General features: G+C 53.0%; 19 protein-coding genes. 6 read left to right on the top strand and 13 right to left on the bottom strand.

The features are described 5' to 3' along the window. Both BS640_RS18010 and BS640_RS18005 read left to right on the top strand, forming a co-directional pair. Positions 1-1,470, top strand: coding sequence for a non-oxidative hydroxyarylic acid decarboxylases subunit C (locus tag BS640_RS18010; protein WP_017494162.1), 1,470 nt, complete (start codon positions 1-3; stop codon positions 1,468-1,470). Positions 1,471-1,479: 9 nt separating this feature from the next. Beyond that, positions 1,480-1,725, top strand: a complete 246-nt coding sequence (locus BS640_RS18005; protein WP_017494161.1) for a non-oxidative hydroxyarylic acid decarboxylases subunit D — start codon at positions 1,480-1,482, stop codon at positions 1,723-1,725. Positions 1,726-1,728: 3 nt separating this feature from the next. Here the strand turns inward: BS640_RS18005 and BS640_RS18000 are convergent, their stop codons facing one another. Both BS640_RS18000 and BS640_RS17995 read right to left on the bottom strand, forming a co-directional pair. Next, positions 1,729-2,613: a LysR family transcriptional regulator gene (locus BS640_RS18000; protein ID WP_017494160.1), complete on the bottom strand. Its 885-nt coding sequence runs from the start codon at positions 2,611-2,613 to the stop codon at positions 1,729-1,731. Beyond that, positions 2,610-3,047, bottom strand: a complete 438-nt coding sequence (locus BS640_RS17995) for a YhbP family protein (RefSeq protein ID WP_017494159.1) — start codon at positions 3,045-3,047, stop codon at positions 2,610-2,612. The genes BS640_RS18000 and BS640_RS17995 overlap by 4 nt, the downstream gene beginning before the upstream one ends. Positions 3,048-3,213: 166 nt before the next feature. Here BS640_RS17995 and BS640_RS17990 point away from each other — a divergent pair, with 166 nt between their 5' ends. Next, the gene (locus BS640_RS17990) at positions 3,214-3,510 is read left to right on the top strand and encodes a GIY-YIG nuclease family protein (protein WP_277620115.1); all 297 of its coding nucleotides are present in this window, start codon (positions 3,214-3,216) and stop codon (positions 3,508-3,510) included. 66 nt (positions 3,511-3,576) lie between these two features. Here BS640_RS17990 and BS640_RS17985 read toward each other — a convergent pair whose 3' ends face one another. The 3 genes from BS640_RS17985 to ubiT form a co-directional block, all read right to left on the bottom strand. After that, positions 3,577-4,932 carry a carbohydrate porin gene (locus tag BS640_RS17985; protein ID WP_017494157.1) on the bottom strand — a complete coding sequence of 452 codons (1,356 nt, stop codon included), beginning with the start codon at positions 4,930-4,932 and terminating at the stop codon, positions 3,577-3,579. A gap of 427 nt (positions 4,933-5,359) precedes the next feature. Then, the gene (locus tag BS640_RS17980) at positions 5,360-5,863 is read right to left on the bottom strand and encodes a GNAT family N-acetyltransferase (RefSeq protein ID WP_084913034.1); all 504 of its coding nucleotides are present in this window, start codon (positions 5,861-5,863) and stop codon (positions 5,360-5,362) included. Beyond that, the gene (gene ubiT, locus BS640_RS17975) at positions 5,857-6,393 is read right to left on the bottom strand and encodes a ubiquinone anaerobic biosynthesis accessory factor UbiT (RefSeq protein ID WP_026110835.1); all 537 of its coding nucleotides are present in this window, start codon (positions 6,391-6,393) and stop codon (positions 5,857-5,859) included. The genes BS640_RS17980 and ubiT overlap by 7 nt, the downstream gene beginning before the upstream one ends. A gap of 280 nt (positions 6,394-6,673) precedes the next feature. On the opposite strand from ubiT, the gene ubiU reads away from it, so the two are divergent. Continuing rightward, complete coding sequence (ubiU, locus tag BS640_RS17970) at positions 6,674-7,669, top strand: ubiquinone anaerobic biosynthesis protein UbiU (RefSeq protein WP_017494211.1); 996 nt, start codon at positions 6,674-6,676, stop codon at positions 7,667-7,669. Positions 7,670-7,682: 13 nt separating this feature from the next. Further along, on the top strand, positions 7,683-8,561 hold the full coding sequence (locus tag BS640_RS17965) for a U32 family peptidase (RefSeq protein ID WP_084913033.1): 879 nt from the start codon (positions 7,683-7,685) through the stop codon (positions 8,559-8,561). Between the two features lie 5 nt (positions 8,562-8,566). Here the strand turns inward: BS640_RS17965 and BS640_RS17960 are convergent, their stop codons facing one another. Genes BS640_RS17960 through BS640_RS17950 form a run of 3 tightly spaced genes read right to left on the bottom strand, consistent with a single transcriptional unit; the run spans position 8,567 to position 11,870 of the window. Next, positions 8,567-9,736 (bottom strand): ABC transporter permease, encoded by a 1,170-nt coding sequence (locus BS640_RS17960; RefSeq protein ID WP_017494213.1) that lies wholly within the window; start codon positions 9,734-9,736, stop codon positions 8,567-8,569. Then, complete coding sequence (locus BS640_RS17955; RefSeq protein WP_084913043.1) at positions 9,733-10,893, bottom strand: ABC transporter permease; 1,161 nt, start codon at positions 10,891-10,893, stop codon at positions 9,733-9,735. The genes BS640_RS17960 and BS640_RS17955 overlap by 4 nt, the downstream gene beginning before the upstream one ends. Further along, positions 10,893-11,870, bottom strand: coding sequence for an HlyD family secretion protein (locus tag BS640_RS17950; protein ID WP_084913032.1), 978 nt, complete (start codon positions 11,868-11,870; stop codon positions 10,893-10,895). The genes BS640_RS17955 and BS640_RS17950 overlap by 1 nt, the downstream gene beginning before the upstream one ends. 218 nt (positions 11,871-12,088) lie before the next feature. Here BS640_RS17950 and BS640_RS17945 point away from each other — a divergent pair, with 218 nt between their 5' ends. Next, positions 12,089-13,126: a luciferase-like monooxygenase gene (locus BS640_RS17945; RefSeq protein ID WP_084913031.1), complete on the top strand. Its 1,038-nt coding sequence runs from the start codon at positions 12,089-12,091 to the stop codon at positions 13,124-13,126. A gap of 85 nt (positions 13,127-13,211) precedes the next feature. Here the strand turns inward: BS640_RS17945 and BS640_RS17940 are convergent, their stop codons facing one another. From BS640_RS17940 to rpsO, 5 genes are all read right to left on the bottom strand, one after another. Next, entirely contained in the window at positions 13,212-15,116 is a 1,905-nt protein-coding gene (locus tag BS640_RS17940; protein WP_017494419.1) for a DEAD/DEAH family ATP-dependent RNA helicase, read from the bottom strand. Next, positions 15,106-15,180, bottom strand: a complete 75-nt coding sequence (gene yrbN / locus BS640_RS22395; RefSeq protein WP_223499600.1) for a protein YrbN — start codon at positions 15,178-15,180, stop codon at positions 15,106-15,108. Before yrbN ends, BS640_RS17940 begins: the two co-directional genes overlap by 11 nt. Before the next feature lie 122 nt (positions 15,181-15,302). Then, positions 15,303-16,187 (bottom strand): lipoprotein NlpI, encoded by an 885-nt coding sequence (gene nlpI / locus BS640_RS17935; RefSeq protein WP_017494418.1) that lies wholly within the window; start codon positions 16,185-16,187, stop codon positions 15,303-15,305. Between the two features lie 130 nt (positions 16,188-16,317). Next, positions 16,318-18,435: a polyribonucleotide nucleotidyltransferase gene (gene pnp / locus BS640_RS17930; RefSeq protein WP_084913030.1), complete on the bottom strand. Its 2,118-nt coding sequence runs from the start codon at positions 18,433-18,435 to the stop codon at positions 16,318-16,320. Positions 18,436-18,747: 312 nt separating this feature from the next. Then, complete coding sequence (gene rpsO, locus BS640_RS17925; RefSeq protein ID WP_017492884.1) at positions 18,748-19,017, bottom strand: 30S ribosomal protein S15; 270 nt, start codon at positions 19,015-19,017, stop codon at positions 18,748-18,750. Between the last annotated feature and the right edge of the window lie 81 nt (positions 19,018-19,098).

Raw genomic sequence — 19,098 nt, 5'->3', positions numbered from 1 at the left:
ATGCCATTCCATGATTTACGCAGTTATCTTGACGCGCTCGACGAACAGCAGCAGCTGCTGAGAATTGAAGAACAGGTAAAACCTGAACCCGATATCTCTGCCGCCGCCTGCGCTGCCGCAAAACTGGGCGACAAGTCACCGGCGTTATTGTTCGAAAATATCCTTGGATATCATGACGCACGCATTGCCATGAACGTCCACGGATCCTGGCCAAATTTGGCAATCGCCATGGACATGCCGAAAAACACCCCGCTGAAACAGCAGTTTTTCGAGTTTGTTCGGCGCTATCAGAATTATCCCGGTGAAGTTGAGCATCGTGACAGCGCGCCGTGGCAGGAAGTGGTGATTGAGGACGACATTAACCTGTTCGATATCCTGCCGCTGTTCAGACTTAACCACGGTGACGGCGGCTTCTACATCGATAAAGCCAGCGTAGTCTCGCGTGACCCTTCTCTGGAAGGGAAAGAAAACGAAGACAGTCAGAACGTAGGCATCTACCGCATTGAAGTCAAAGGCAAAAAACACCTCGGCCTGCAACCGGTCCCCGCACATGACATTGCGATTCACCTGCAACGCGCCGAAGAGCTGGGCGTAGACCTGCCGATTGCCATCACTATCGGCAACGACCCGATGATAAGCACCGTCGGTGCTATGCCCATCCTTTACAATCAGTCGGAATATGCGATGGCCGGAGCACTCAACGGCACGCCATATCCCATTGTGAAAACAGCCTTAACCGGGCTGGACGTCCCTTGGGGTTCCGAATTCGTACTCGAGGGCCGCATTCTTTCCCGTGTTCGCGAAGCAGAAGGTCCGTTTGGTGAATTCACCGGGCACTATTCCGGTGGCCGTCAGATGCCGGTCGTCGAAATCACCAAGGTGTCACACCGTAAAAATCCGCTGTTCGAGCATCTGTACCTCGGCATGCCGTGGACCGAAATCGACTACATGATGGGCATCAACACCTGTGCACCGCTTTACGTGCAGCTGAAAGAAGCGTTCCCGGAAGTCGTCGCGGTCAATGCGCTTTATACCCACGGACTGGTGGTGATTGTTTCCACCAAGACGCGCTTCGGCGGCTTTGCGAAGGGCGTGGGTATGCGCGTGCTGACCACTCCGCACGGTTTGGGTTACGCCAAGATGGTGATTGTGGTGGATGAGACTATCGACCCCTTCAACCTGCCGCAGGTGATGTGGGCAATGTCGACCAAGTTTAACCCTGAGTACGACCTGGTGACGGTGCCTGGGCTGTCCATTCTGCCGCTTGATCCGGCTTCACAACCCGCCGGAATGACCAGCAAAGTGATCATTGACGCCACTACGCCAAAAGCACCGGAAGAACACGGGCACTTCTCGCAGGAGCTGCGCGATCCTATTACCACCGATGACTGGGTTGAGAAGCTGCACAATATGATGCAGGTTAACAGCCTGTCTCAGGCAAAAGACTCCTCCAAGGTCAACAACAGCTAAGGAAGCCGCATGAAACAACATCCTGAAATTTGTCCGCGCTGTGAATCCAATGGCCCGGAGGCGCTGAGTCATTCTCCGGTCGAGGGTGCCTGGACGGTGTTCCATTGCCCAACCTGTTTCTTCACCTGGCGCAGTACGGAACCGGACTTCATTACCGATCCGAAGAAGTACAACCCAAACTTTAAATTCTCTCCGGCTGATATGGCGAATTTTGGCGTGATGCCGGCCATTCCCGAATTGAAAACTAAGGGTTAATGACTAAGGCGTAAAAGCCTTAATGACCGTTCGCAGCATGGTGCTAAATTCATGGTGCGAACGGTAAATCAACACCAGATCGTCGGCAACACTCTCAAGTTCCGGCACGGGCAGCGTCAGCAGGTTGTCCCACTCACTCTCGCCAGACAGCACCGGCAGCAGTCCTACGCCCATTCCCTGCTCGACCAGATATTTCATCATCGGCACATCTGAGGCATCCGCCAATACCTGCGGTTTTAGCCCCGCCTTGCTGAAAAACTGCATCACGTTGTCATATACCCCGAAACCCGACTTGCGACGCATTAGTATCAACGGACAATCGGCAAGCTGCTCGAGGGTCACGGTTTTATGCTGTGCCAGAGAAGACTCGGGGAGACACATGACGCGAAAGCACGAACGCGCCAGCGGCTGAATAGACAGCTCTTCATCGCTGGTGGTAAGCGGCAGGTGCACCAACGCGAGGTCGATGCGACGCCGTTCAAGCAGCTCTTCCAGGTAACCGGTATCCCCCTGATGCAACGAGAAGGTCAGCTGCGGATGTTCAGACTTGAGCAGTTTCACCACCGCCGCAACCTTCGGAATGCCCATCGAAACCGTGCCAATGCGCACCACGCCACGTGAGCCCTCACCGAACGCCTGCATCTCTTCATCGATTTCAGTCGCAAGCTGTAACAGGTCGCTGGCGCGCCGATAGAGATACATGCCTGCCTCGGTAGGCGCCATACCGCGACTAGACCTATCAAACAGCTTTACACCCCACTCGTCCTCAAGCTGATGCAGCGCCTTGCTCAACGGCGGCTGGGCGATGAACAACACCTCTGAAGCTGCCGAGATTGACCCGTGTTCAAAGACGGCTTTGAAATAACTCAGCGGCTTCAGTTTGATCATATTTCCCTCTTCCACATCAGCTTTTTACCAAAGCCTAGCGTATTGTCTGTCATCTTGATTTCATTCAACTGTAGCTGCCAAACCGGCGCTTTCATGGCGATGGCTACCGGGAAATGTTTGCAGTAGAGCGCGCGACCGACTTTATCCTCTTCCCCTTCAAGCAGCGTCGCGGTACCGCTGTACTGAATGCCTTTGATAAGCGCGATAGTCTTAGGCTGGGTGGCAATAGTGCCCACGACCTGAGGGTTTTTATGCATCAGTGAACCATGGCGTGTCTTCAGCTCAGTCATGAAATACAGGCACATACGTTCGACGTCCGTCACATAAAAGCAGTTGGCGCTCCAGATGTCGCCCTCCGCGTGAGCACAGAGTGCAAGCACGTGGTTTTTGCTAAGATAACGACTAATAAGTTTTACATCATCGGGATCGTTCATACCCGCCTCCTGGCGAAAAATTCGCTCTATTTTAGCGCGATGACCGGCAAGTAACAGTCTGCGCTGTTGCTAAACATGCGTTTTTGCTTCACTTATTGGTATGGCTGTGGGTTAATCTGCTGAATATTTTGTGACGAACCAGAGTAGCTTAATTATCGTGGAAAGCCTGCCTCATACTCCGCCCGCCAATGACTGGTATCTCTATATACTGCGTACCGCGACGGGTATGCTTTATACCGGAATAACGACCGACGTGGCGCGCCGTCTGCAACAGCATCAAAATGGCAAGGGGGCGAAATCCCTGCGTGGAAAAGGTGAACTCAGGTTGGTTTTTCACTGCGTCGCGGGCGATCGTTCACTGGCATCAAAGCTGGAGTATCAGGTTAAGCGATTGAGTAAGAAGCAGAAAGAGCGGCTGGTGCAGGACGGTCCGCAAAGCATTACCGATTATCTGGCGGGCTGAAGTCATCATAAAAAACGGGGCGCTTGATGCGCCCCGTTTCAGTAACACGTTGTCTATCGATATCGATTACAGAGCAAGGTTAACCATCACGCCGCCGATAAACGCATCTTTAACCTGGCTCACTGCGCCTGGGGCAGAAACGTACTGCAGGTTAGGACGGATTGTCAGCCAGTTTGTCGCCTGAATACCGTAGTACAGTTCGTAGTTAACTTCAGAACCGCTCTGCACTGGCAGATAGGTTGGGTTGTTGTAGTTATCAACACCGTTGGCAGCATCCTGATCGCGCTGAGTCGCGGTGTAATCACTGTTCACGTGGATACGGCCTACGCCAAAGCCAAGCTCGTCTTTAGGACGTGAGTCGAAAATCCCTTTGTAGGTGACCGCGACAGACTGATAGTTGTCAGTTTTCGAGGTTTTCTTGTCGTTCATCACGCCTTGTACGGTCAGCGTCAGGCCACGGGTGTTGTCACCAGCCACCGAGGTCAACTGTTGCTGCACCAGCACATAGCCGCCGTAAGCGTGGGCATCACGGCTGTACTGTTCGCTACCGTTTACGATAGAACCGCTGCTGTAAACGTCACCCTTAGTCGAGCTGTAGTAAGCACCCAGCGCGTATTTACCCGGCAGCTTGTCTGGACCCAGCGTTGGTTTCCAGCCTACTTCGACCGGGATCAGGTTACCGATTGAACCTGAAGTATCCAGACGGAAGCCGTTACCGGTGTCATAGTTTTTAGGGTTCTGATTATAGATACCGACTTCGGTATAAATTTCAGGGGTAAAGTTCAGCTTGATGCGACCGCCCCACTGGGAAACAGGCCAGTTATACCAACGGTCACCGCGCCAGTTACCCGCCTGGCCACTACCCAGCGCAAGGTTCTGGAAGTTGCTGTTTAGCGAGTCGAAGTCTTCACCCACGGTCACACGACCGGCTTTAACATCGAGGGTGTCGTTGAAGTATCCTTGACGGATCCAGAACTGGGTCAGACGCGTGGTTTGACCACGGCCCCAAACTTCCTGAGAAGAAGACAGTGTGCCGGTACGCGGATCGCCAACGGTGTCGTTGGAGATGTTGCGCCCATTACGGTTGGTCAGGGTCATCTGGAATTCGGTGTCTTTCCAGTTCAACAACTTGTCGAGGTCAAGATCGACCCCAAGCTGCCACTGGTCGGAATAGCGTGCGGTGGTATGCTTATCATAACCGCCCGAGAAGTTGCTGCCTGTCTCAGACGTGTAGTTTGTTTGGAAATCAATACCTTGTTCTTTCAGAGCAGTACGTTCACCGCCCCAGTCACCAAACATCCAGGGAGAGTCGGGTGAGAATGGACCCATATCTGCGGCCAATACTTGGGCAGAGCTAAAAAGCAGTCCAACAGAACAAGCCAGATACAACTTTTTAAAACGACGGGGGGAGTAATTGGCCACTTTAGATTCCTTATAATTCTTAAAGTTCAGTTTTAAACTTCAGTAAAGACAATATTATTCCACGCAGAGTAATATTCTGTGACCTGCATTTGATTATTTAAAACAATATAATTAAATATGTAACACAACGTTGAGCATTATTGCTTTAAATAACAACAGTTTGGATTTTTTGTGCTAAAACTGCTTTAAGACTGCATTTATTTTTACCTTTACGCAGCGAGTTGGAAACATATCCTCCGAATGTAACTCACTCATTCGATTAATTATCACCCATATCTGCGCTTACTTAATTCTTTATTTTTTTACATTCCATTAGCAAATAAAGCTATTTTTTAAAATTAGCACGATTTATTCATAAAAAAAGGCCGATGTATGAACATCAGCCTGTTTGAAATAGTGCTCTTAGAGCTTAAATGACTTTTTTCACTTAATTGTGATTAAAATGAGGAGGATACTCCACCAGCCCGTTTGCGCCTTCAAGAGCATTGTTGGCCAGCACATAAAGCTGGAACGCCTCAGCGGAGTCAGGCCAGCGGCAGTGAAGATTAAACTGCGCTGCGGGTTTGAATCCAAATCGGCCGTAGTACTCGGGCGCACCGAGCACGACAACGGCGGCGTAACCGAATTCATTGAGCGAATCCAGCCCTTCGTATACCAGCTTTTCGCCCAATCCCTGACGGCGCAGAGATTCCTCTACCGCCAGCGGTCCCAGCCCAACCCATTGGCGGTCTTCACCCTGTACGTCGACCGGGGTGAATGCGGCATAACCTACGACCCCCCCTTCATCATCCGTTGCCACGACGCCCAGCGTCAGCAGGCCGTCTTCACGTAGACGCTGCACCAAATCGGCCTCGTCATCACGCCCAAAAGCCTTGCGCAGGAGGTTATCGATGCCCGCAGCATCGACCGGGATTTCAACTCTAATTAACATGATGATACTGCCGGAGAGCCTAACTCACCGTCCTCTTGTCTGCCGGTCTCAATGCGCCCAGCCTCAATAAACGTCGCCAGGCGTTCAAGCCCCTGACGCAGTAAAGCGGGCATGCTGTCGAGTTCGATGGAGTCCATCAGGTTTTTAACGTTCAGGCCCAATTCAGTATCCCCTTCAATTCGCAGACGCCGCTTGAAGAACAGCGTATCGGGGTCTTCCCTACGCGCCGCAACCAGGATCAGGTCGTTAGCGTCGCCGCTAAAGCTTACGTCAGCCTCACCCTGTTGGCTTACGCGCAGCCTGCCGTTATCGACGGTCATTAGCCACTGTAGGCCGAGATCGGTAATATCGATTTTCAGCCAACGGCCGGTCAGAAAATCGAGTTCCCCTTCAGACAGCGCCTCCTGAAATTGCCAGCACAGCACCTGTTGCAGAACCTGGCGCTTAAGTGCAAAAGGGGTAAATTTCAACGGTACACTTAACAGTGACGGCCCTTGACGCACCATACGTGCTCGTAGTTTTTGCAACACTGGCACTTCTCCTTTAGGTAACTGTCTTCTGAACAATATTGCGCTGAAAACGGGTCATTTTGCCATATCGGCAGTTTTGTAACGCAGCCTAAATCAATATTGCCCTACAAAAATAGTGCACCAGAAATATCCCTTACACAACCTCTGCCGTAAATGGCTTTCATTCAACCGCGGATAAGCTGCCTTAAATCAAAATATTGCCGTTTGAGCTTATCTAAAATGAGCCTCGATTGGGTTGCACACCGTGCCATCCCTCTAGCCGTTTTAGCAGGAGATAACTATGGAGTTACTTTGCCCGGCAGGTAATCTGCCAGCGCTAAAGGCAGCGATCGATAATGGTGCCGATGCGGTTTATATCGGTTTGAAAGACGATACCAACGCCCGACATTTTGCCGGTCTGAACTTTACCGAGAAGAAATTACAGGAAGCCGTAGAGTACGTTCATCGCCGCCGACGCAAGCTGCATATTGCTATCAACACTTTCGCTCATCCCGACGGTTATCAGCGCTGGGAGCGTGCCGTAGATATGGCGGCGCAGCTGGGGGCCGACGCGCTGATTCTGGCCGATATCGCGATGCTCGACTACGCAGCAACCCGCTATCCCAGCGTCGAACGTCACGTTTCGGTACAGGCTTCGGCCACTAATGAGCAGGCCATTGCATTCTATAAAAATCACTTCGACGTCGCACGCGTGGTGCTGCCGCGCGTACTATCGATGCATCAGGTCCGCCAGCTCTCACGCAGCAGCGTGGTTCCGCTGGAAGTGTTCGCCTTTGGCAGCCTGTGCATCATGGCCGAAGGGCGATGCTTCCTGTCTTCCTACCTCACCGGCGAATCCCCGAATACCTCGGGAGCCTGCTCGCCCGCCCGCTTTGTTCGCTGGCAGCAAACGCCACAGGGCATGGAGTCACGGCTGAATAACGTGCTCATCGACCGCTACGAACCTGGGGAAAATGCCGGTTATCCGACGCTATGCAAGGGGCGTTATCGGGTGGACGACGTGTGCTACCACGCGCTTGAAGAGCCCACCAGCCTTAATACACTCGAACTGCTGCCCGAACTGTTCGCAGCCAACGTAGCCTCGGTAAAAATCGAGGGTCGCCAGCGTAGCCCAGCCTATGTCAGCCAGGTAACGCGGATATGGCGCGCTGCCATCGACCGCTGTCAGCGCGATCCGCAGGGTTTTATCAGTGAACATGCCTGGATGACCGAGCTGGGGTCACTGTCCGAAGGCACCCAGACCACTCTTGGGGCCTACCACCGGAAATGGCAATGATTAAGGCGATATCATGAAATACTCATTAGGAACCATCCAGTACTACTGGCAGAAAGCGCAGGTGGAGGCGTTTTATCAGGCTGCCCAAGGCAGTGAGGCCGACATTATTTACCTGGGTGAAAACGTTTGTACCAAACGACGAGAGATGAAGGTCGGTGACTGGCTCGACCTGGCAAAACAACTGAGCGCCAGCGGCAAGCAGGTGGTTCTCTCAACGCTGGCGCTTTTGCAGGCACCGTCAGAACTGACAGAGCTTAAGCGATACGTCGAAAACGGCGAGTTTTTGCTGGAAGCGAACGATATCGGCACCGTAAATATGGCGGCTGAGCGCAAACTGCCTTTTGTTGCCGGTCATGCGCTCAACTGCTACAACGCCGTCACGCTGAAGATACTGCATCGGCAGGGCATGGTTCGCTGGTGCATGCCGGTCGAACTGTCACGTGACTGGCTGGCCAATATGCTGGCGCAGTGTCAGTCGCTTGGCATCCGTGACAAGTTTGAGGTCGAGGTATTGGCCTACGGGCATCTGCCGCTGGCTTATTCCGCCCGCTGTTTTACCGCCCGCGCCGAGAACCGCGCCAAGGACGACTGCGAAACCTGCTGCGTGAAGTATCCGCGGGGCCGAAAAGTCATGTCACAGGAGAATCAGCAGGTGTTTGTGCTCAACGGGATCCAGACACAGAGCGGTGCCTGCTACAACCTCGGCAATGACCTGGTCGCGATGCAGGGCCTGGTCGATATTGTCCGAATCTCTCCACAAGGCCCGGAAACACTCGACGTGTTAGCCGATTTTCGTGCCAACGAGCGCGGCCTTAATCCGCTGGCGCTTAGCTCACGCGAAGACTGCAACGGCTATTGGCAGAACATTGCCGGGCTAGCGCTTGTCGAGTAAGCAGATCAGTCGTTTCGCAGCGGTTTCTTACGGTGCAGCAGCGTCCGCAGGCGACCGCTGTCACGCAGGAAACCGAGCCCGATGCCGAGCAGCGTATAGAACGCGCACAGCAACAGCAGCATCAGGATATCCCCACCCACTTCGTGGAAAGGCAGGCCCATCTGGTTAACGCCGGCAATCGCTTTTGTCGCCCAGGTCGACGGCAGCATTGAGGAGACGACGCGTACCCAGCCGGGCTGTGCCTGTAGCGGCCAGAGGGTGCCGGAAATGTAAAACACCGGCATGGTAATAAAAGACAGCGTCAGATAAATCATTTCGACGGTACGCAGGCACTCGGTCACAAACTTACCGAGGCCAAGCACGGCCAGTAAAAACGGGAAGGTCAGCAGGATAATTTCAGCAATGCTGGCGGTTTGCCGGTACCCAAGCACCCACGGCCACAGCACAAACAGCACGATCGACAGAAACAGCCAAATCGGGATTAGCGCCGACAGGCCGCCGAGAAATGCCGGGATTGCGGGTTTGCCGTCGGGCGCACTTTTCAGGGTAATGTTGACCCTGACACTGGCTATCAACAAAGAGTGCTGCAAGAGCATCACCAGCAGTCCGGGGAAAACGATCGCCGCGAAGCTGATTCCTGGGTTAAACAGGTCCAGCGTCTGGCCAACAATAGGCGTGAGCAGCACGTTGGCCTGCCGATTGCTGAACCCGCTTGCCAGAAGAAGTTGCGTATTATACTGCGACAGCAGGCTCTGATAGGCCGCGACAACGTCTTGCTGGATCTGCCCATTGGCCAAACGGTTGGTTGCATCGCCATAAACCGGAATAACAATGTCTTCACCCGCCAGAATCTTCTTTTCAAGATCGATGGGCATGATAACCACAGCAAACAGCTTGCGCTCACCCAGGTCACGACGCGCCTCGGGAATGCTGTCATAGCTTACCGTTTTAATCTTTGAGGTTGCATCAAGGTCGCGGGTCAGCAGACGGCTGGCGCTGCTGTGGTCCTGATCGATGACCGCCACCGGCAGATCCCACACGGTGCGATTGGCGTACACGGTACTCATCAGGCACAGCGAGATAAGCAGCATCATCCACATCGGCTTTTCAAGCATCCCGTGCAGGGAGTGCGTGAAGGTATGCCAGTAAATTGAAAGCCCTTCGCGCGTGGTCATTTTCCCGGCTCCTGCTTCTTCAGGCGCATATACAGTTTGCTGTGCACCAACAGGCCGGTAATCAGTGGATATACCAACAATATGGCGCACACGCTGACGATACGCACGCCTGGGACCTGGCGCAGGAAAACGTCGAACATGGCGTTTAGGGCATGGGTCAACGGCTCGATTTCGGAAATTATGCGCGCAGGCAGCGGCATCGACAGTTCGGGTACCGCCATACCCGAGAAGGTCAGCGCCAGTCCCACGAAAATAGCCATCATAGAGTAGGCGGAGATAGTGGTGCTCGTGAAGGTGAACAGCAACAGCCCCAGGCTTTGCGCCGCAATGACGTAGAAGAAGGCGATAAGCAGCATGTCCAGAGGATTGCCGCTGACTCGCGCATCAAACACGCCGACCAGCAAGGCAATTTCGACCATCAGCAGCGTGGTAAAGCACAGCGTATAGGGCGCAAGCTTGCCGAGCAGTCCGAAGGTGAACGAAGGGGCAGCAAGGAGCGCCTGGCTCCGCGCCATCACGTAAATCATACAGGTGACGGTGAACAATTGCAGCAGATGGATGGTTGCGGCGAACTGCTGGTAATAGATGTAGCTGCCGCTGGCGTTAAACAGGCTGCCGTAAGAGAGATCGACACTGGCAAGCGAAGGCACAGTTTTACCGATTTCTGCGGCGATAATGCTGCGATAGCTATTGTTCAGCTCGGTTATCAGTCCGCTAAAATCCTGAGTAGAATAGAGGCCCGCGCCGTAAAACAAGGCATTGTAATACAGCACGGCGCTCGGCTGGCGTCCTGCGAGCACGTCGGCCTCAAAGCGCGGCGGTATGTACAGCAGCGCGTAGTCCTGCGCGGTACGCAGCCGATATTCCGCCTCCGGAAGTCCGCCCGCATAGGCCTCGACGTGCGCGTGCGAACCTGCGTCGAGCTTGCGGATCAACTCTTGCGATAGCTTGCTGTGGTCGCTGTCCACCACTGACACCGGGAGATCCAGCAGCGTACCCTCAGAAAAATTACTGGCAATCAGCGTAAACAGGATCAGCGGAAAGCACCAGCACAGCCAGTGGATCACCGGTTGGCGAAAAGCGTGGTTCGCCTCACGGGTAAAGGATCGGCTGAAGCAGCGCCATGCGGCTTTGGCGCGATGAGTTGCGTGTGCCATCAGTGGCTCGCTTTCCACTGCCAAAGCGCGCTCATCCCTTGCCTTAATCCTTCCACCGGCTGCAGCGGATAGAGCCGAACTTCGAAGGTTTTTAAATCGAAGTCGCCGGTAGCGCGCGTTGCGCGTTTGGTGGCGTAATCGCCCAGCGGTGCAATGTAGCGGATTTCCGCTTCAACCTGTTTATTGCCAATCCCCGGCACGCGCAGCGAAATTTTGTCGCCTTTACGAATGCCGGCCAGAATATCTTCTCGCAGATTGAAAACGAAATAGGCCTGAGGCAGTTGGACCAGCGTCAACAGTGGGCTGTCCGCGCTCTCAAGTTCACCGACTTCTGTCGGAATCGGTCCGACTTCGCCATCCACCGGCGCTCTTACCTGAAGATCGTCGGTTTGTGCCTTCAGCTCTAACAGATTCTCTTCCGCAGCTCGCAGCTCGGCGGCATACACCTCGCGCTGTTCAATACGATCGCCATTTACGCCTTCGTCGAGGTTAGCTTTCGCGGCTTGAACCTGCTGATAGGCGCTATCGCGGGCTTCACGCGAATCTTCGAGATCCGAAGCAGAAATATAGCCTTTCGCCGCGACGCTGGCATTACGATTGTAGAGGTCACGCGCATTGGCGTAGGCGACCTGCGCCTGGGCCAGCGCTGCTTTCAGGTTGCGAATACTCTCTTCACGGGTACCGTTAAGCGAGAGATCGAGCTGCGCCTTGGCCTGATCGCGCGACGCTTGTAACGATCGCAACTGTGCCATGAGGTCGGGGCTGTCGAGAGTTATCAACAGTTGGCCTGCTTTCACATCATCGCCGCGTTGTACGTGACGTTCAACGATCCGCCCCTTGGCTTTCGACGCAACGATAACCTCGGGCGCGTCGACCTCTCCCTGTAATAAAAGTGACTGATTGCTAGCGCGAAATAAGACGGCAAGAGAAATAACCACAGCAACGAGCAGTAAGGTCAGCAATATCCTTTTATTCATATTTTCTCTTACCTTTTAATCCATTTAATAAAGCTATTTCTAGCACATATTTTAAGGGTTTATAAGGCATTGGATTGTGACGATTACTTCACAACGACCTGACGCAGGACGCTTTACCGCTCAAATAGCGTATTCAGGCAGCGATAAATGGTGAATACTGATTTTATGATTAGCTGACAAATATCAAAATTTTGTCAGAGATAACAAGGTGAAAAAATATGTCTGAAGCTGTCGCCAAAAACATTGCTGTGCCTTTTTCTGTGCTCGATCTCGCGCCCGTTCCCCAAGGCAAGACGCCCGCCGACGCATTCCAGTCCTCACTGGAGCTGGCACAACACGCTGAAAAATGGGGCTATCAACGCTACTGGTTAGCCGAGCACCATAATATGACCGGCATCGCCAGCGCCGCGACCTCAGTGCTTATCGGCCACATTGCCGGAGGAACCAAGACGATCCGCGTTGGATCCGGTGGTGTTATGCTGCCAAACCACTCCCCGCTGGTGATCGCTGAACAGTTCGGGACGCTGGCGACGCTGTATCCAGGCCGTATCGATCTGGGTCTGGGACGCGCGCCGGGCACCGATCAGCGCACCATGATTGCCCTGCGTCGACATATGTCAGGTGAGATTGATAACTTCCCGCAGGACGTGCAGGAACTGCAATACTATTTCGGCGATGTTCAACCGGAGCAACCTGTACAAGCAGTGCCAGGACAGGGGCTGCATGTGCCAATCTGGCTGCTGGGCTCAAGCCTTTACAGTGCTCAGCTTGCCGCTGCATTAGGCCTGCCTTTCGCTTTCGCCTCACATTTTGCCCCGGATATGCTCTATCAGGCGCTGGCGATTTACCGGAGTAAATTCCAGCCTTCTGCCCAGCTGCAAAAGCCTCATGCCATGGTGTGCCTCAACGCTATCGCCGCCGATACCGACGAAGAGGCACGCCGCATGTTTACCTCTAATCAGCAGCAGTTCATCAATTTACGTCGCGGTAAGCCGGGGAAATTGCCTGCTCCGGTTGATAATATTGAGAGCCTTTGGTCTGCCCAGGAGCGTTTCGGTGTGGATCAGGCGCTGCGCCTGTCGGTGGTGGGTAATAAAGAGAGTATTCGTCAGGGCCTGCAGGCCATTCTGCGTGAGACAGAAGCGGATGAGCTGATGATTAATGGCCAGATCTTTGACCATCAGGCCCGTTTACACTCCTTTGAAATTGTCTCGCAGCTGCAGGGCGAACTGGTGAAACCGGCACGCATCGACTGATACTGAGGTTTTGCGCCCATAAAAAAACCAGCCCGAGGGCTGGTTTTTTATTGCTCATCTACCGATGACCCGAGGGTCAGACAGATTATGCGTCAGTAGTACGACGTGGTGCGCGGCTTGGCGGACGACGTTCGCCAGCAGCAGAGTTACCACCTTCACGACGTTCGCCGTTGAAAGGACGGCCACGGCCACCTTCACGACGCTCACCGCTGAAAGAAGAACGCGGAGCACCATTACCACGACGCTCACCAGCGGCACCAGCCGGACGCTCACGACGTGCTGACTGAGGCTGTGCATCGCCCAGCAACTGCATGTTCATCGGCTTATTCAGGATGCGAGTACGGGTGAAATGAGACAGAATTTCGCCCGGCATACCTTTTGGCAGCTCGATAGTTGAGTGTGAAGAGAACAGCTTGATGTTACCGATGTAACGGCTGCTGATATCGCCTTCGTTAGCGATAGCACCCACGATGTGGCGAACTTCAACGCCATCATCACGGCCCACTTCAATGCGATACAGTTCCATTTCACCCGCGTCACGACGCTCACGACGTGGACGATCGCCTTCACGCGGCGCAGGACGATCGCCATCACGTGCTGGACGACGGTCATTGCGGTCACCGCGCTCTTCGAACTCACGACGTGGTGGACGGCTTTTGAATACGGGATCAGCGGCAACGATCAGAGGACGTTCGCCCTGAGCCATTTTCAGCAGTGCTGCGGCCAGAGTTTCAATATCCAGCTCTTCTTCAGGCTGAAGTTTAGCCAGCAGTCCACGGTACAGGTCCAGATCGCTGCTTTCCAGCTGCTGCTGAACTTTGGCGGCGAACTTGGCCAGACGACGTTGACCCAGAACTTCTGCAGTTGGCAATTCCACTTCTGGAATAGTCAGCTTCATGGTGCGTTCTACGTTGCGCAGCAGACGACGTTCGCGGTTCTCAACGAACAACAGCGCGCGACCTGCACGGCCAGCACGACCAGTACGGCCGATACGGTGAACGTAGGATTCTGAATCCATAGGGATATCGTAGTTCACAACCAGGCTGATACGTTCAACGTCCAGACCACGTGCTGCCACGTCGGTTGCAATCAGAATATCCAGACGACCGTCTTTCAGACGTTCCAGAGTCTGCTCACGCAGGGCCTGGTTCATGTCGCCGTTCAGTGCCGCAGAGCTATAACCGCTACGCTCCAGCGCTTCAGCCACTTCCAGGGTCGCGTTTTTGGTGCGAACAAAGATGATAGCTGCGTCAAAATCTTCTGCTTCCAGGAAACGAACCAGTGCTTCGTTTTTACGCATACCGTACACAGACCAGTAGCTCTGGCTGATGTCCGGACGCGTGGTGATGCTTGACTGGATGCGAACTTCCTGTGGATCTTTCATGAAGCGACGCGTAATACGACGAATCGCTTCTGGCATGGTTGCAGAGAACAGCGCGGTCTGATGTTCAGCCGGGATCTGCGCCATGATGGTTTCTACGTCTTCGATGAAGCCCATACGCAGCATTTCATCGGCTTCGTCCAGCACCAGGCCGCTCAGGTTAGAGAGGTTCAGGGTGCCGCGTTTCAGGTGGTCCAGCAGACGACCAGGCGTACCCACAACAACTTGTGGACCCTGACGCAGTGCGCGCAGCTGCACGTCATAGCGTTGGCCGCCGTACAATGCAACAACGTTCACGCCGTGCATGTGTTTAGAGAAATCGGTCATCGCTTCAGCAACCTGAACCGCCAGTTCGCGGGTAGGTGCCAAAACAAGAATCTGTGGTGCTTTCAGGGAAGCATCAATGTTGTGCAACAGTGGCAGCGAGAATGCTGCAGTTTTACCACTACCGGTCTGGGCCATACCCAGAACATCACGACCGCTCAACAGGTGAGGAATACATTCGGCCTGAATCGGTGATGGTTTTTCGTAGCCCAGATCGGTCAGGGCAGAAATGATAGGAGCAGACAGCCCCAGGTCAGCAAAAGAGGTTTCAAGCTCAGTAGTCATGTACACGTGCCTCATTAATAATGGCAGCCAGTCTACATAACTCGTCGAGAAAATTTTCAGTCATTTTCATTGAAAAGTGTGAACCGGCTCAAATTAGTTTATAAAACGAACAAAGCAACCCTCGCCCGTTAAGGCGATTAAAAATGGCATAGCACCATGGTTAATCAGGCTGATTGGTTTCGTCAGCTATTGCTGGTCCGATTCTGATAGGTCGTCTTGCTCTTGGCCCAAAAGCGCCAATTCCAACAATGCATAGCGGTGCTCAACAAAATTATGAACGTTGTTAGCTACCGTCAGTTTGAACAGTGCAGAAGCGCTGTCCTTGTCCCCCAGACTTAGGTAGTGCTTACCTAAATAGAAGTCAGTTTCACTGAGATGCTCAGCGAGCGAAGTGTTATCCGTTGCTTCTGCCTTCAGGCGGTCCATCAGCGTGGATTCGCTGATTTTGCCAAGGTAGAATTCGACGATATTCCATCCCCATTGCCCTCTGTCCGCTTTGTCATAACGCTCTTGGAGCGCTACTTCGGCATTCTTTGGATTGATTTCTCTTTCCACAAGATACAGCCATAACGAACGGAAGGGATCATTTGGATCGTCTCGATAAAACGCCTGCAAATCATCCTGCGCTAGCGAATATCTGCCACCGTAATACAGTGCGATACCGCGATTCAAACGCGCGTAATTGTAAGTTGGATCAAGCTCTAGTACAGAATCAAACGCTTCATAGGCGGCATCGTAGTTGCCGGCCTGCGTTAGGTAAATCCCCAGGTAGTTAAAAACTTCTGGCATATCAGGACGAATAGACAGCGCTTGTGAGAAATCATTTCGCGCCAGTGCTCTTAGCCCGAGACTATCATACAGCACACCGCGCTCATATAACAGCTGTGCGCGTTCATCATCTGTTAATGATCTGCTGGCAAGTATTTGTTCCATACGCGCCAGAATCACTTCCTGCTGCAAAGTTGGCTGCAGCGGGATCGCCAGGACTTCGTTTTTGCGCCAATCATGGTTGCTGCATCCTGCCAACAAAAGTGTTGTCGCAACATAACAACAGCGCAAGAAAGGCTTCATTTCAACTCCCGAAGACAAACATTGGACAAACTTCCTGTTATCCGCTTGCTTAGCATAAGTACGTCCTGCACTCATGATACGAACAGCTCCCGGCCCGATGACCGGGAGACTGTAAACTACAGGTTACAGATTACTCTGCAGCTGGAGTTGCCGATTCTTCAGATGGGGTGGTCGCTTCTTTAATGCTCAAGCGCACACGGCCCTGACGATCAACTTCCAGAACCTTAACCGGAACTTCCTGACCCATCGTCAGATAGTCAGTCACTTTCTCTACGCGCTTGTCAGCGATTTGAGAGATGTGAACCAGACCTTCTTTACCGCCACCGATGGCAACGAACGCGCCAAAGTCAACGATACGGGTAACTTTACCCTGGTAGATGCGGCCAACTTCGATTTCGGCGGTAATTTCTTCAATACGACGGATAGCGTGTTTCGCTTTTTCGCCGTCGGTTGCAGAAATTTTAACAGTACCGTCGTCTTCGATTTCGATAGTGGTGCCGGTTTCTTCAGTCAGTGCACGGATTACAGAACCACCTTTACCGATGACGTCTTTGATCTTGTCAGCGTTAATTTTGATGGTGTGAATACGTGGAGCGAACTGAGAGATATCGCCGCGAGATTCGCTGATTGCCTGGTTCATCACGCCCAGAATGTGCAGACGTGCACCTTTGGCCTGGCTCAGAGCAGCCTGCATGATTTCGCGGGTGATACCTTCGATTTTAATATCCATTTGCAGTGCAGTGATACCTTCGCTGCTGCCTGCTACTTTGAAGTCCATATCACCAAGGTGGTCTTCGTCACCCAGGATGTCGGACAGAACGACAAAGTTTTCGCCTTCTTTAACCAGACCCATCGCGATACCCGCAACGGCGGCTTTAATCGGCACACCTGCGTCCATCAGGGCCAGTGATGCGCCACAAACGGAAGCCATGGAAGATGAACCGTTAGATTCGGTGATTTCAGATACAACGCGAACGGTGTATGGGAAATCTTCAAACTTAGGCATTACTGCCAGTACGCCACGCTTGGCAAGACGGCCGTGACCGATTTCGCGACGCTTAGGCGAACCGACCATACCTGTTTCACCCACGGAGTACGGAGGGAAGTTGTAGTGGAACAGGAAGGTGTCAGTTTTGGCACCCATCAGTTCGTCCAGGCTCTGCGCATCACGGGTAGTCCCCAGCGTTGCGGTAACCAGTGCCTGAGTCTCACCACGAGTAAACAGTGAAGAGCCGTGAGTACGTGGCAGTACGCCAGTACGAACATCAAGACCACGGATCATGTCTTTTTCACGACCATCGATACGCGGTGCGCCACTCAGAACGCGGCTACGTACGACGTTTTTCTCGATAGCGCCCAGCAGATCGGAGATCTCACCAGCGTCCAAGGTTTCGTCTTCGGCAAGCAGTGCAGCGGTAACTTCATCTTTGATGGCGTCAACGCGAGCGTAACGCTCTTGCTTGTCGGTGATACGGTAAGCGTCGCCCAGCAGCGCTTCAGATTTAGCCGCAATGCGAGCTTGCAGGTCAGCATTAACCACTTCTGGCTGCCAATCCCACTTAGGTTTGCCAACTTCAGCAACCAGTGCATTGATTTCGTTGATAACGATCTGCTGTTGGTCGTGGCCGAATACCACAGCGCCCAGCATCTGCTCTTCGCTGAGCACTTCTGCTTCTGATTCAACCATCAGAACCGCGCCCTGCGTACCGGCAACAACCAAGTCCAGTTTGCTTTCAAGCAGTTCATCAGCCGTTGGGTTCAGCACGTACTGGTCGTTAATGTAACCCACGCGAGCTGCACCGATTGGGCCGTTGAATGGAATACCAGACAGGCTCAGGGCAGCAGAGGCACCAATCATCGCAACGATGTCTGGGTTAACCTGCGGGTTCAGAGAAACAACGGTCGCGATAACCTGGACTTCGTTCAGGAAGCTGTCCGGGAACAGTGGGCGAATTGGACGGTCGATCAGACGAGAAGTCAGGGTCTCGCCTTCGCTTGGACGCGCTTCACGACGGAAGAAGCTTCCTGGAATTTTACCGGCAGCGTAAGTACGCTCCTGGTAGTTTACGGTCAGAGGGAAGAAGCTCTGGCCCGGTTTAGCTTTTTTCTGGCCAACAACGGTAACGAATACCGCGGTGTCGTCCATGCTGACCATAACTGCAGCAGTGGCCTGGCGTGCCATCATACCGGTTTCGATGGTCACAGTATGTTGACCGTATTGGAACTTACGAACTGTCGCTTTAAGCAATGTAATATCCTTTTCTTGTGACGCGCAGCTGTTATGACAGCAGTTCACGTCAATAAAATCTGAACTTCTCACTACATCCTCGCGACTAATGACAATCCTTAATCCTCTCGGCGGGATTAAAGTCTCTCATTAGCCGCGCGAACCTCTGTAACGGAAGATCTCGCGAAACGTACTCTTTAAAACTCTACTTTTTTATAAAGCTTCATTTATAGAAAAGTAGCGTAGAAACAACAGATTTGGCAATAGCTAGATTGACTCTTGCTGCCTAGAATAAAGGGGCCACTTGGCCCCTTTACACTGAAACTCGCTAACTTAGCGACGCAGACCCAGACGTTCGATAACGGTGGTGTAACGTGCTACGTCTTTGCTCTTCAGGTAGTCCAGCAGCTTACGACGCTGAGAAACCATACGCAGCAGACCACGACGGCTGTGGTGATCTTTTTTGTGCTCGGAGAAGTGACCTTGCAGATGGTTAATCTGAGCAGTCAGCAGAGCAACCTGAACTTCGGTAGAACCGCTGTCGTTTGCACCACGACCGAAGTCAGCAACGATTTGAGCTTTAGCTTCAACGCTTAGAGACATAATGAACTCCAAAATATTATAGATTAATTTAAACGGGTGCCGATCTCTAATTCAGCTACCCCATGCATAAGCTGCGCTATT

Source organism: Rouxiella badensis (assembly GCF_002093665.1).
Taxonomy (GTDB): domain Bacteria; phylum Pseudomonadota; class Gammaproteobacteria; order Enterobacterales; family Enterobacteriaceae; genus Rouxiella; species Rouxiella badensis.
The sequence above is the reverse complement of the archived record's forward strand: the minus strand, read 5'-3'. Positions and strand labels throughout refer to the sequence as shown.